This is a genomic window from Telluria sp. AC161, assembly GCF_979258535.1.
The window spans coordinates 4207711-4221045 of sequence record NZ_OZ409861.1; the positions used below are offsets into that span (position 1 = coordinate 4207711).

The 13335-nt window shown below is 61.2% G+C and carries 9 protein-coding genes; 5 read left to right on the forward strand and 4 right to left on the reverse strand.

What is annotated here, in order from left to right; all coding sequences use genetic code 11:
- Positions 1-37 precede the first annotated feature (37 nt).
- The 3 genes from gyrB (at position 38) to ACZ0AJ_RS18785 (ending at position 4115) form a co-directional block, all read left to right on the forward strand.
- Complete coding sequence (gene gyrB / locus ACZ0AJ_RS18775) at positions 38-2542, forward strand: DNA topoisomerase (ATP-hydrolyzing) subunit B (RefSeq protein ID WP_258838051.1); 2505 nt, start codon at positions 38-40, stop codon at positions 2540-2542.
- A gap of 243 nt (positions 2543-2785) precedes the next feature.
- The gene (locus tag ACZ0AJ_RS18780; protein ID WP_499455940.1) at positions 2786-3223 is read left to right on the forward strand and encodes a hypothetical protein; all 438 of its coding nucleotides are present in this window, start codon (positions 2786-2788) and stop codon (positions 3221-3223) included.
- A 142-nt stretch (positions 3224-3365) separates the two neighbouring features.
- Entirely contained in the window at positions 3366-4115 is a 750-nt protein-coding gene (locus tag ACZ0AJ_RS18785; protein ID WP_499455941.1) for an HNH endonuclease, read from the forward strand.
- 8 nt (positions 4116-4123) lie between these two features.
- Here the strand turns inward: ACZ0AJ_RS18785 and ACZ0AJ_RS18790 are convergent, their stop codons facing one another.
- The 3 genes from ACZ0AJ_RS18790 to ACZ0AJ_RS18800 all read right to left on the reverse strand — a co-directional run bounded on the left by ACZ0AJ_RS18790 (position 4124) and on the right by ACZ0AJ_RS18800 (position 6344).
- Positions 4124-4435, reverse strand: a complete 312-nt coding sequence (locus ACZ0AJ_RS18790; RefSeq protein WP_499455942.1) for a hypothetical protein — start codon at positions 4433-4435, stop codon at positions 4124-4126.
- Between the two features lie 9 nt (positions 4436-4444).
- The gene (locus ACZ0AJ_RS18795) at positions 4445-5065 is read right to left on the reverse strand and encodes a hypothetical protein (RefSeq protein ID WP_499455943.1); all 621 of its coding nucleotides are present in this window, start codon (positions 5063-5065) and stop codon (positions 4445-4447) included.
- A gap of 178 nt (positions 5066-5243) precedes the next feature.
- Entirely contained in the window at positions 5244-6344 is a 1101-nt protein-coding gene (locus ACZ0AJ_RS18800) for an NHL repeat-containing protein (protein ID WP_499455944.1), read from the reverse strand.
- Positions 6345-6946: 602 nt separating this feature from the next.
- On the opposite strand from ACZ0AJ_RS18800, the gene leuA reads away from it, so the two are divergent.
- Complete coding sequence (gene leuA, locus ACZ0AJ_RS18805; protein ID WP_183555319.1) at positions 6947-8629, forward strand: 2-isopropylmalate synthase; 1683 nt, start codon at positions 6947-6949, stop codon at positions 8627-8629.
- Between the two features lie 123 nt (positions 8630-8752).
- Here leuA and ACZ0AJ_RS18810 read toward each other — a convergent pair whose 3' ends face one another.
- On the reverse strand, positions 8753-10390 hold the full coding sequence (locus tag ACZ0AJ_RS18810) for an ATP-binding domain-containing protein (protein ID WP_499455945.1): 1638 nt from the start codon (positions 10388-10390) through the stop codon (positions 8753-8755).
- 189 nt (positions 10391-10579) lie between these two features.
- On the opposite strand from ACZ0AJ_RS18810, the gene ACZ0AJ_RS18815 reads away from it, so the two are divergent.
- Positions 10580-13318: a DUF6701 domain-containing protein gene (locus ACZ0AJ_RS18815; RefSeq protein ID WP_499455946.1), complete on the forward strand. Its 2739-nt coding sequence runs from the start codon at positions 10580-10582 to the stop codon at positions 13316-13318.
- Positions 13319-13335: the final 17 nt, after the last annotated feature.

The following is a 13335-nucleotide window of genomic DNA, read 5'->3' on the forward strand; positions in this document are numbered from 1 at the left end:
GCCGTCCCGGATCCACCCGTTTTATAGAAAGTAGTCCATGTCCGAGAATACCCCAGCAGAAAATATCCCCGCCATCCCGGTGGATGATTATGGCGCCTCCTCGATCCAGATCCTGGAAGGTCTGGAAGCGGTGCGCAAGCGCCCGGGCATGTACATTGGCGACACGTCCGACGGCACCGGCCTGCACCACCTGGTCTTCGAAGTGCTGGACAACTCGATCGACGAATCGCTGGCCGGCCACTGCACCGAAATCCACGTCACGATCCACTCGGACAACTCGATTTCGATTACCGACAACGGCCGCGGCATCCCGGTCGGCCTGAAAATGGACGACAAGCACGAGCCAAAACGCTCGGCGGCCGAGATCGTCCTGACCGAGCTGCACGCCGGCGGCAAGTTCGACCAGAACTCGTATAAAGTTTCCGGCGGCCTGCACGGCGTGGGCGTGTCGTGCGTGAATGCACTGTCAAAACTGCTGCGCGTGACGATCCGCCGCGACGGCAAAGTGCACCAGATGGAATTCGTGCGCGGCGTGCCGCAAAACCGCGAACTGGCGATGGTCAACGGCGTCGAAGTCTCGCCAATCAAGGTCATCGGCGAGACCGACAAGCGCGGCACCGACGTGCACTTCTGGGCCGACGAGACCATCTTCAACCACGTCGAGTTCCATTACGAAATCCTGTCCAAGCGCATCCGCGAACTGTCGTTCCTGAACAATGGCGTGAGCATCAAGCTGACCGACCAGCGCTCGGGCAAGGAAGAAATCTATGCTTTCGAAGGCGGCACGCGCGGCTTCGTCGAATACATCAACAAGACCAAGAACGTGCTGCACCCGACCGTCTTCCAGGCGACCGGCGAGCGCATGTCGGACCAGAACACGAACATCTCGGTTGACGTGTCGATGCAGTGGAACGACGCGTTCAACGAGCAGGTGCTGTGCTTCACGAACAACATCCCGCAGCGCGACGGCGGCAGCCACCTGACGGGCCTGCGCGCTGCCATGACGCGCGTGATCAACAAGTACATCGACGAGCACGAGTTCGCCAAGAAGGCCAAGGTTGAAATTTCTGGCGACGACATGCGTGAAGGCCTGACCTGCGTGCTGTCAGTGAAAGTGCCGGAACCGAAGTTCTCGTCGCAGACCAAAGATAAACTGGTGTCGTCCGAAGTGCGCGGCCCGGTCGAAGAGATCGTCGCCAAGACCCTGACCGACTTCCTGGCCGAAAAGCCGAACGACGCCAAGATCATCTGCGGCAAGATCGTCGAAGCCGCCCGCGCCCGCGAAGCCGCGCGCAAGGCACGCGACCTGACGCGCCGCAAAGGCGTCATGGACGGCCTGGGCCTGTCGTCGAAACTGGCCGACTGCCAGGAACGCGACCCGGCGCTGGCCGAACTGTACATCGTCGAGGGTGACTCGGCAGGCGGCTCGGCCAAGCAGGGCCGCGACCGCAAGTTCCAGGCCATCCTGCCGCTGCGCGGCAAGGTGCTGAACGTGGAAAAGGCGCGCTTTGAAAAGATGCTGTCGTCGGAACAGATCACGACCCTGATCGCCACGCTCGGCACGTCGATCGGCCCGGACGAATTCAACGTCGAGAAATTGCGCTACCACCGCATCATCATCATGACCGATGCGGACGTCGACGGCGCCCACATCCGCACCCTGCTGCTGACGCTGTTCTACCGCCAGATGCCGCAACTGGTCGAGCGCGGCCACATCTACATCGCGCAACCGCCGCTGTACAAGGTCAAAGCCGGCCGCGATGAACGCTATCTGAAGGACGACATCGAAGAAGCCAGCTACATGATGACGTTCGCGCTCAATACCGCGTCGCTCATCCCGCGCGATGGCGCCGAGCCGATCAGTGGCGAAGCGTTGGGTGAACTGGCACGCCAGTACAACCTGGCCAACACCATCATGATGCGCCTGACGCGCGTGATCGACCGGGCAGCACTGACCGCGATCTTCAGCGGCGGCGTGGCACTGGACCTGACCACGCTCGAAAACGCAGAAGCATCGGCGCAAGCGATGGAAAAATCGATCAACGACCCGGCCGTCAAGGTCAAGGTGCGCTCGGACGACTTGTCGGAAAAGCACGCGCTGCGCATCGAACGCATCTACCACGGCAACGTGCAGGTGACATCGATCGACGCCGACTTCGTGGCAGGCGCGGATTACGCGGTGCTGGCCAACTCGGCAGCAACGTTCCAGGGCCTGATGGGCGAAGGCGCGATCGTGCGCCGTGGCGAAGGCGAGCGCATGAAGGAATTCGCCGTGCGCGACTTCCACGCAGCGATGCTGTGGCTGCGTGAAGAAGCCGAACGCGGCGTGTCGAAGCAGCGTTACAAAGGGCTGGGCGAGATGAACCCGTCGCAGTTGTGGGAAACCACGATGGATCCGACCGTGCGTCGTCTGCTGAAGGTGCAGATCGATGATGCGATCGCGGCGGATCAGATCTTTACGACGTTGATGGGGGATGACGTGGAACCGCGTCGGAACTTTATTGAGGCGAATGCGCTGCGGGCGGGGAATATTGACGTTTAAGATGCTTGCTTGAACGATCGTCCAGAAAGGGCCAACCATTCGGTTGGCCCTTTTTCATTGGATGCGCGGCAGGCACCGTTACATGGCGTGCAACCCGTGCTAGTATTAACGCTGGGCAGTGCACGCCGCCCAGCTCTCGCGAAAGCCAACGCACCTGCTCAGGAAAATCCGTTTCAGGAGTCATACCTGTTTAATCACAGTCGCCGTAGCGAGAGCGGCAACATCATGTGAATAGGATCAGGCATGCGCCCCCAAACTCAGCAACAAATCCCGCTCGACACCAACACCGACTTTTTGCGCCGCCACGCCCGTGGCATGTTGCGCAGCGCGCACTCGAACCAACCCAGCAAGGCGCTCCCTATCGTCCGCCGTGTCCACACGGCGCGCGCGTTTTCAATGCCACGCCTGACCGAGCTTTACCATGCTCGCGCCAAGCTACAACTCAAGCATATGTTTCGCACGCTGGCAGCGGAACTCGGCTATGCGAGTTGGGATGCCTGCAAACGCGACATCGATCGTCGCCCGAGCGAGATTCTGGATTGCTTCCGGCTCGACCTCGGCGCGTTCGGCGACCATGAGCATGTTTGGTTTGCAGACCAGCCCACGGCTGCTGCATGGCAGCGCCAGCATGGTGGTCGGATGATTGTGTATGGTACTCAGGCTGTCATGATGCCGACTTGAACGGTCAATATTGGAAATGGCCGGCCGTCTGAGCGGCCATTCTGGTTGGTTTTCTTTTAACGACCACGACGACAATTCGCAAATGTTGTTGCTGAGATATTGAACAGTCGATAGACTGGGGGAACATTATGTTCTTCCCGTCATGTCCGAATCCGTCCACGAGTCACCCGTTATCAGTAACAGTCCATGGACGGACGATGAGTTGTTGCGTGCTATCGAAGCCTACCTCGACATGCTGCGGGCCGAATTGAATGGCCAGCCATACAGCAAGGCCCAGATAAACCGTGATTTACGGGCCGGCCCACTTGCGACGCGGACCAAGGGCTCCATTGAGTTCCGTATGCAGAATATATCGGCGGCGCTGTATGAGCTGAAAATGCCCTGGATCGTGGGCTATCTGCCTGCGAAAAATATTGGCACCACCGTCAAGGAAAAGATGATCACGCTGCTGCATACGAGCGGCATCGAATTTCTTGAGCCGTTCGTTGCAACAGCCGATCCGGCAAGATTGGCGAGGAACGTGACGGCATTGCGGCAGCAAACGCTTGCTACGCGTCCACTCGGCAGCTTTCAACCAGCCATGATATCGATGATTGCGACCTCTTACGTGCGAGACCCGGCGGTGAAAGCATGGGTGCTGCAAGTCGCAAACGGTCACTGCGAAGGTTGTGATGCTCCCGCACCGTTTATAGGCGGCGACGGCCTGCCCTACCTCGAAGTCCATCACGTCATGCCATTGTCGAGCCACGGCTCCGATACCACGGCGAATGCGGCCGCCTTGTGCCCAAACTGTCATCGTCGCTGCCACTCATCAATTGATCGCGACGAATTCAAGCTCGCCTTGTATCAGAAAATTGCTCGGCTGATCGTCGAAGTGCCGGCCTTGGATTAACGTACCAGCTAACGCTGATTGTCTCGCGGCTCGATCTGTTCTTCGTACACGCTCAGCAGTTTTTTCACGTCGGCATTGCTTCCATATTTCTTTTTGAGCAAGCGCAGTAGCCGATCGGTACCGCGACAGCGTTTCTCGATTTGGCCAGTGACTTCCTGCATCCGCTCGGCCTCCTCAGGCTCGGGTAGCTCGCCACGAAAGTGATCGCACGCGTCGCGTTGCGCAATAAATTTTCTGACATCGTTTGGCAGCTTTTCCGCTGCGAAAATGGACGGGCAGGAGAACAGAAGAAGAATAGGAACGATAACAAGCGTCTTCATAAAATCTCCTTACGTACCATTGTCAGACCAGTGTGGTTCGTCCCGCCCACGCCGGTTGTATTTGATGACGCCATAACTTTCGCCGACTCTATGGAGCTGAAGGTTCATGCCACTCCATGGCGGCGTTTTTATTTCTACGGTGTTGCCATGACTATCTACAATCAACAAATTCCCCTGCCAGCTTACCGACATGTCAATTGCGCTTCCAATGATGTGGCGAGAAGTGAGGGACGGCGCTACGCCGAGTCGTTCCATTCCAAAGGCTTTCACCATCTCGGAGGCACCAGCAATTGATGCAACTCGTGAATAGTTTCCTGAACGGTCCGAGTGGGACCAGTTGATGCAAACTCCATTCATTGAAGGGATGCTCTGCGGATCCACATGAGCCCTGACAATGCGCCAGCTCCAATGCATCAGATAAGCACGACGTGGGTCGCGTAAGGTGCCGTTGATGACGACGATTGCACCAGCGGCACGTATCGCTCCAATAAATGTTTCGACTCTGCCACGGAACGGATTTGCTAGGTCTGCAGTAGAGCGACTCCCGGGAAAGCGCTTGACCCATTGAGCACCGCTAGTTTCGGCAGAGACTGAGGCGATGTTTTTTATTCCATGTTTGACGATGTTCATCTCCAGCTTTCAAGGTTGAAACTGGACGATTACAAATTACATCAAGCCTGCATGCATTGTGTCTGCACAAATGTACCGGCAGTGAAGAACAGGAATGCTTAGAGTCACTGGCACGCGGTAGACCAACCCCGCAAAAAGATTGCACGATTCTCCGACGTGGCGCGAACCTTCGTGCTGCTTACCGCAGCCGAATCTTGACCACCGCATTCCCCGACGTCACATACAGCAGCCCTTTGCCGTCCGTAACGATGCCGCGAATTTCACCCAAGCTCCCCGGCAAATCACCAACCCGCAACGTCGTCGCCCGCGTCGTCCCAGCCACCGTCGTCACCACACCCGCCGGCGTAATCTTTCGCACGAGGTTATTCACCGCATCCGCCGCATACAGATTGCCTTGAGGATCAACGGTCAGCGCCACGACCTGCTCGAAGCGCGCCGCGTTGCCGGTGCCGTTGACCGCGCCGCGAACGTTCGGCGCACCAGCGATCGTGAACAGATTGTCCGACCCAAAATTGGCCGTTGGATTCCAGCGACTGATCTCGCGCTCTAGATCGAACAAGTACACGACATTGCTGCTGTCGACCGCCACCCCGCGCGGCGCCAACGTGCGCGTTCCAAACAGGTCGCCCACCGTGTTCTGCCCTTCCAGAATTCCCGTCCCGCCTGCACCGATGGCAAAGCGGCGCGTGCCGTAGTTATTGGTGATGTAGAGATTGTTGTTGGCATCGACGGCGATCCCACCTGGCGTGACGTCAGGCCGGCTGGCTGTCGCGACGTTGCTGCCAACCGGGATCGTGGTCACCGTCGCGACCTGGCCACCGGTTGTGATGCTGCGAATATTTAACTCATCCGCCACATACACCGTGCCACCGCTCCCGACCGTCAACGCGACCGGATTGACGAAGCGCGCATTGGCCGCAGCACCATTGGTCAGCCGGCTCTGCCCTGCGCCGCCGGCCAGCGTGGTCACCACACCGTCCGGCGTGATCTTGCGGATGACGTAGTTGCCGCGATCCGCCACATACACATTGCCGCTGCTGTCGATCGCCAGCCCGTGCGGATTGTTGAAGCGCGCCGCCGTGCCGGTGCCGTCCATGGTCCCGTCGGCAGTCGGATCGCCCGCGAACACCGACAGCGCCGACGTTTGTGCTGGTGGCGGCTTGTCATCGTCCTTGTCCTTCGGGATGCCGTCGCCGCAACCTGCCAGCAGCGTCATCAAACCAAGGGCGCCAAGCAGATTCAGGCGCGAACGGGACACATCGTTATCAGGGCGGCGCATTGGCAAAACCTTTAGAAAGCATCTCGAACGATGCTATCACGGGCCTTTGAGCGCGGTGGTGCTGCCGGTGATGGCTGGTGCATAAACTGCGCCGGACATTCCCCTGCTGCGTGTCAGATGCAGGCGACGTACTTGGGTTCCCGCCTTCGCGGGAACGACGTTTTCATGTTGACTAGAAAATAATGCCACCCGGAATTCCCGTACTTTCTTTTCCACACGCGCCTATTGTCCGCTTGACATACGGCGCCGAGTTCCTTAAAGTCGAAATTATGTCTTTCACCCTGCATCTGTCGAACACTCTCCCAGCCGCTGGCGCGCTATCGCTAGCTGCACTGCTACTACGCGCCTGATCGTTCGGCCGTACGCCCGGCACACGCCGGTCCCCACAGCAGCAGGAAAGTCGCAGATGTCTACCACGCCAATTTTCGCTTCATCGTTTTTCCTCACCGGGTCCATCCTGGCGGCGAGCGCTCGCGTCCAGTTTGCACTGGCGCTAAACCTACCGACCGGTTGCCGGGCCTCGCGTTTCGTGGCCCGTCCGGCAGCCTCCGCCACCCAAGGCTTCACCGCCGCCCAGTGACCAAACCAATCAGGAGCACCCGATCATGTTGACCAATCCCGCCGCCAAGTACCGTCCCTTCCCTGCCATCGACCTGGCAGACCGCCAGTGGCCAAGCCGCACCATCACCACGCCGCCGATCTGGATGAGCACCGACCTGCGCGACGGTAACCAGGCATTGATCGAGCCGATGAGCCCGGAGAAGAAGCTGCGCTTCTTCAAGATGCTGGTCAAGATCGGCATCAAGGAGATCGAGGTGGGCTTCCCGTCCGCCTCGCAGACCGACTTCGATTTCGTGCGCATGCTGGTCGACGACAAGCACATCCCGGACGACGTCACCATCATCGTGCTGACCCAGTCGCGCGACGAGCTGATTCGCCGCACCGTCGAATCGGCCGTCGGCGCCAAGCGCGCGATCGTTCACGTCTACAACTCGGTCGCGCCAGTGTTCCGCCGCGTGGTGTTCAATATGGAGCGCGACGAGATCGTGCAGATCGCCGTCAAGGGCACGCAGCTGATCAAGGATCTGACGTCCCAGCATCCGCAGACCCAGTGGGGCCTCGAGTATTCGCCGGAGTCGTTCTCGACGACCGAGCTGGATTTCTCGAAGCAGATCACCGATGCGGTCAGTGCCGTCTGGCAGCCGACGCCGGCCAACAAGATGATCGTCAACCTGCCGTCGACCGTCGAAGCGGCCACGCCGAATGTCTACGCCGACCAGATCGAGTGGATGTGCCGTAACCTGAACAACCGCGAATCGCTCGTCATCAGCGTCCACCCGCACAACGACCGTGGCACCGCCGTCGCCGCCGCCGAACTGGCGGTGATGGCCGGCGCAGACCGCGTCGAGGGCTGCCTGTTCGGTAATGGCGAGCGCACCGGCAACGTCGATCTGGTCACGCTGGCGATGAACCTGTACACGCAGGGCGTGCACCCGGGCCTGGACTTCTCGGACATCGACGCCGTGCGCCAGCTGGTCGAAGACTGCAATCAGCTGCCGGTGCACCCGCGCCATCCGTATGCGGGCGATCTGGTGTTCACGGCGTTCTCGGGTTCGCACCAGGATGCGATCAAAAAGGGTTTTGCCAAGCAGCAGGCCGACGCCATCTGGGAAGTGCCGTACCTGCCGATCGATCCGGCCGACCTGGGGCGCAGCTACGATGCGGTCATCCGCGTCAACAGCCAGTCGGGCAAGGGCGGCATGGCCTACCTGCTTGAGCAGGAATACGGCCTGCAACTGCCGCGCCGTCTGCAGATCGAGTTCTCGCGTGTCGTGCAGCGCCAGGCCGATGAGAGCGGCCGCGAAATCAACCCGGCCGACCTGCACGCGCTGTTTGCACGCGAGTACCTGGACCAGCAAGAGCCGTATCACTACATCGCGCACCGCATGACCGAAGACAGCGCGCATGACGTGCAGCTCGAAGTCGACGTGGCGCGCCACCATGCGCCACAGGTGTTCTCGGGCCGCGGCAACGGGCCGATCGATGCATTTGTCACGGCGCTGGGCCTCGAGATTCGCCTGATGGATTACCACGAACATGCGATCGGCTCGGGCGCCGATGCCCGTGCAGCGTGCTATGTCGAGCTGCGGGTGGGCAATGGCCCGACGTTGTTCGGTGTCGGCATTGACAGCAATATCGTGACGGCGTCGTTCAAGTCGGTGCTGTCGGCGGTGAACCGCCATGTGGTGAGTGCCGAGCCGAATTCGGACGCATTGGCGGCATAACGATGTCACTTGGGCTCCCGCCTTCGCGGGAGCGACGGTGTTCAGGCTGAGGCCCCCTCACCAAGCACGTCGTCCCCGCGAAGGCGGGGACCCAAGGTCAGCCACCGACGTCGCAACCGCAACTCACCGCCCGCTCATCCGATCCACGATCTGCAACGACGCGCGCTCGCTCATCACCAGCACGAGCTTGAGCCGCGCGCGCGTCATCCCCACGAACAGCTTGCGCAGCGTCTGGTCGTCAAGTTCCTCGAAATCGATCTCGGTAAAAATCAGCGCCGGCGCCGACTGCCCCTTGAAGCGGTACACCGATTCAGCCAGCAATCCGCCTTCGCGGAACACCGGCGTGCCGAACAAGTCATACGCCCCCGTGAACGAGCGCAGCGAGTGCGCGTCGCTCAGGCGATCGAGCTGCAGAATCGCCGACTTTTCGCGGCCGCGAAACGCGCAGATCGCGATGTCCTGGCGCCCGAAGCCGGCCGCCAGGCACGACGTCACGGCGCGCCGCGTCTGCGCCAGCATCGCTTCGACGTCACCTTCCGGATAAGTCAGCTCTTCGATGTCGGCGCCCTTGAACGGGCTGCCTGCCTCCACCGGCTGGTGCGATGCGCCGATGGCCGTGAGCATGTCGACGATCTGGCGCGGACTGCGGTAATTGACATGCGAATGCAGCGTCACCCAGCCGGGCAGCGGCACCATCCCGCGGCCGTACAGGTTCTGGTCCGGGTCTTCCATCCAGATCGCGCGCCCGCCTTCTTTCAGCATGCGCAGCACGATGTCGCGCCATGCCACTGAAAAATCCTGGCCTTCGTCGACGATGACGACGTCGAACTGCCAGGTTTCGGGCAAGGTGGCGTCGGCCATCGATGCTTCGATCTTTTCCCACACATCCGCCGCCGCGTAATCGGGCGTGATGTCCTGCGCGCGCAGCCAGGCGTCCGACAGCATGTGGAAGGTTGCCACCCGCCCGCCGGCCGGCACCAGCCGTTCGATGTGGTCGGCCAGCGGCCGGTTGAAGCACACGTACAGCGGACGCAGGCCAGCGTCGATGGCGGCGCTGTATTCGGCCAGCGCCAGCTGCGTCTTGCCGCTGCCGGCGGTGCCGATCACGTGCAGCCGGAATGGCGAGAAGTCGAGCCGCCGCGCCCAAGTGGCCAGGCCGCCCGAGAGTTTGGTGACCATCGCCTCGGCGTTGCCGATCATGGCGCTCGGATCGGGGCGCAAATTCAGCGTGTCGCCCAGGAAGCGCGTGACCTTGTCGAAGTCGTCGGTGCGCTCGGTGATGGGCAGCGCCTCGCGGATCACGCGCGCCAGCTTGGGTTTGTTCGATGCATCGATGATGTGGTCGGCGTCGATGCCGGCCAGCGGCTGGTCGCGCACGATGTAGTCGGGGCAGTACAGCAGGTAGTCGATCGACAGCTTTCCCTGGAAGCGCTTGGCCAGGCCCTCGATCGTAGCCAGGATCTGCGTACGCACCTTGCGCGGCTTGCCCTGGTAGCTTTTGACCAGGCCTTCCGGCGTCTCGTTCAGAAAGCCGGCGACCTGCTCGATGACCAGGATGCGGCCATTCGGCGCGAGCACGATGAAGTCGACGTCGCCGTACACCGAATAACCCTGCTCGACGTTCGTCCAGTGCACGCCGTGGTAGATCACGTAGGGCGTGTCGGCCAGGCGTTGCTCCAGGTAGGCGAGTGTCTCAATTTCGCGGGCGGCGGCGCCCGTGACGGACAGTTCGCGCCAGCCGCTTGGTTGGATATGGGCCATGGTGTCCGCTAACGTTAATAAGGTGGAAACTATTGTAAGACTGTTTCCACGATAGCCACACACCGTTGTCCATACCACGCACCCGGTGCGCGGAAAGCTGTCGAATGGTTGCCTGAGTGAAAAATCTATTGTGGCTGTACGGCAATCCAGTGCACACTTTCGTTCATCCCGTTTCGTGCAGGTTTCCTTGTGTATTTCACTTCCCCGTTCTCGCTGATCCTGCGCACGACGCTGGCCCTGTTCGGCCTGCTACTCGCGACCGGCGCCGCCCAGGCCGGCGTGACGTATCGCTTTGGCGGCGCGGCGGTACCGGGCTGCTCGCTGTCGGGCAAGGTCTACACCTGCCCCAGCAGTGCGGGTATCGCATGGGATGACAAGATCGTCATCGACTCGGGCTATACCGTCAGCGTGCGGTCCGATTTCACGTTCGGCTACAACCAGGGCCTGACGATGTCGGGCACCGCGCGCCTGACCAGTACGGGCAATCTGAGCATCGCTGATCTCCCGCCCGCCAACCTGAATGTGTCCGGCGGCTCCTTCAGTGCTGCCAAAACCTTCACCGCGGGTAACCAGGTGCAGACCTTCAAGGCCGACATCAGCGCTGCGTCGCTGGTGCTGGGCAGCGGGTCGACCTTGCAGATCACTGGCACGCTGGTGTCCACCGGACCGGTCACCATCGGATCGAACACGACGATCACCGGCCCCGTCACCGGCACCACGGTCTCCATCGGCACGCCGGTCAGGATCACGGGCGACGTCAAGGCGTCCACGAGCCTGTTCCTGGGCTCGGGCAGCACGATCGACGGCAACGTCGACACCGGTCAGATGACGCTGCAAGCCTCGGACGCGCTCATCACGGGCAATGCAGCGGTCGACTTTGCAAAGCTGGACTGGCACGGCCGCGTGGCCAAGAAAATCATCTGCAAATCGGGGACGAGCCCTGGCGAGTGCGACTGCGTGGACAACCAGAGCGGCTATCCGGTCAACACGCCCGAAGGCCCGACCTGTGAGTCAGCCAAGCCGGCGACGGCCCCCTTGCACCATTTTCAGATCACCCATGACGGCAGCGGCCGCACCTGCGCGCCGGAAAGCGTGACCGTGACGGCCTGCGCCAACGAGTCTTGCAGCGCCTTGTACAAGGGCGGCGCACAAATCACGTTGTCGCCGGGTGCAGTGGCGGCCACCATCGACAGCTCCGGTACCACGCTGGCGCAGGTGTCACGCAACACGGCCGGCGTGGACACCCTGCAACTGACGCAAAGTGGCGCCAAACCGGCCACCACCTGCTACAACAGTACGAGCAAGACAACCAGCTGCGCGATGACGTTCGCCAGCGGCGTGAGCTTCCGGATCGATGCGAACCACCACAAGGCCGGTGTCAGCGCAGGCGCCATCGTCACGGCACTCGCCCCCGACCCTGCCACCGGCCAGTGCGTAGCGGCCTTCAAGAAAACCAGCAAGGATATCGCGTACGCCTGCCAGCATGTCACGACCAGTGTCGACACCAAGGGTTTGCTGCTGACCGATACCACGACCAAACGCGCCGCCACGCTGGTGTGTTCCACCGGTGCGGCGCAAGCCGTCAGCAGCTATTTCGATGACTACGGCAAGGCAGCGCTGACGCTGGCCTACCAGGATGTGGGCACGCTCAAGCTTCTGGCGTCGTTCGACGATGCCCAGGGCGACACCACGGTGACCGTTGTGCCCAACAAATTCATCTTTTCAACATTGCCTTCCTCACCCATTCGCGCGGGCGACAATTTCCAGGTCACCGTCACGGCGGTCAACGAGGCCGGCGCCACCACGCCAAGTTTCAACCGCAGCACCCTGGCGGCTGGTGCAACGCTCACTGACATTGCGGTGTCCTGCGTGGGCAAGGGAAGCGCGAACCTGTTCACCGGCGCCAAAATGGAATTCAATAGCGGCGTCGGTGTGGCGACCCTGGCGTGGGGCGACGTCGGCATGCTGGACCTGAAAGCGACGTTGAGCGATTTTTTGGGTAGCAAGGTAGAAGTGTTGAGCACCAGTGGCAAGTCAGCGACATGCACGCCGACCGTCGGCCCCTTCATCCCCAAATATTTCAAGGTCGATTATCTGACTGCGAGTACGACACGCACGTTTTACTATGCCGGCCAGCCAATCCCTGTCGAGGTGGCGGCGATGAATGCGCAAGGCGCCATGACCACGAACTATTCGGGCGATCTGGGCGTGAGCGAAACGGTGACGCTCACTGCGCTCAATCCGGCCGACTATGCTGCAATCAAGGACACCAGCGCCGAACTGAAGGACTTCACCGTGCCGGCGAGCGCCTTCAAGGCCGGGCTCGCACAGGCCAAGCCGGCCTACGGGCCGACAACCGCGGCGCCGATCGCTGCCAGCATTTTGCTCAGGGCCAGCAACAGCGGGGGCGTGGTGACATCGGGCGATGGCAAAGGTACATATGAAAAAGCCCGGCCTGCAGTCCATAGTGGCCGCCTGCGTATCGCCAATGCATTCGGTCGCACCAACACGCCACTGCCGATGCGCATTGAAGCCTATTACTGGACCGGCAAAAGCTGGCTGTTCAATCAGAAGGATGACTTCACCGTGATTCCGGCTAGCGCGTTCGTGCAAGCGGCCCGTCCAAAAGTGACGAATGGCGTGGCGCCGACGATTGGCGCCGTCAAGAGTGCCGTGGTACTGGCCAGCGGCCGCGGGCAAGTCGACCTGACGGGTGACCGGCCCGGCTGGATCGATCTGGCGATCAATCTGGGCAATGATACGCAGCCCCTGCCGTGCAACAACGCCGTATATCCGAAGAACACCGGCGCCCGGCTGGCCTGGCTGCGCCTGCCCACGGGCTGCGCCGATCCATCGGCGCGCGCGACCTTTGGCGAGCAGTCGGCCGAAGAGCGTCGCATCATCCATGTGCGCCAGGTGTTCAATTGAGCCGCCAGCAGGGTTTC

Coding starts and splice junctions, on each gene's coding strand:
- ACZ0AJ_RS18800 (WP_499455944.1), bottom strand. CDS start 6,344: ATGCGCCGCCCTGATAACGATGTGTCCCGTTCGCGCCTGAATCTGCTT.
- ACZ0AJ_RS18780 (WP_499455940.1), top strand. CDS start 2,786: ATGCGCCCCCAAACTCAGCAACAAATCCCGCTCGACACCAACACCGAC.
- ACZ0AJ_RS18785 (WP_499455941.1), top strand. CDS start 3,366: ATGTCCGAATCCGTCCACGAGTCACCCGTTATCAGTAACAGTCCATGG.
- gyrB (WP_258838051.1), top strand. CDS start 38: ATGTCCGAGAATACCCCAGCAGAAAATATCCCCGCCATCCCGGTGGAT.
- ACZ0AJ_RS18790 (WP_499455942.1), bottom strand. CDS start 4,435: ATGAAGACGCTTGTTATCGTTCCTATTCTTCTTCTGTTCTCCTGCCCG.
- ACZ0AJ_RS18810 (WP_499455945.1), bottom strand. CDS start 10,390: ATGGCCCATATCCAACCAAGCGGCTGGCGCGAACTGTCCGTCACGGGC.
- ACZ0AJ_RS18795 (WP_499455943.1), bottom strand. CDS start 5,065: ATGAACATCGTCAAACATGGAATAAAAAACATCGCCTCAGTCTCTGCC.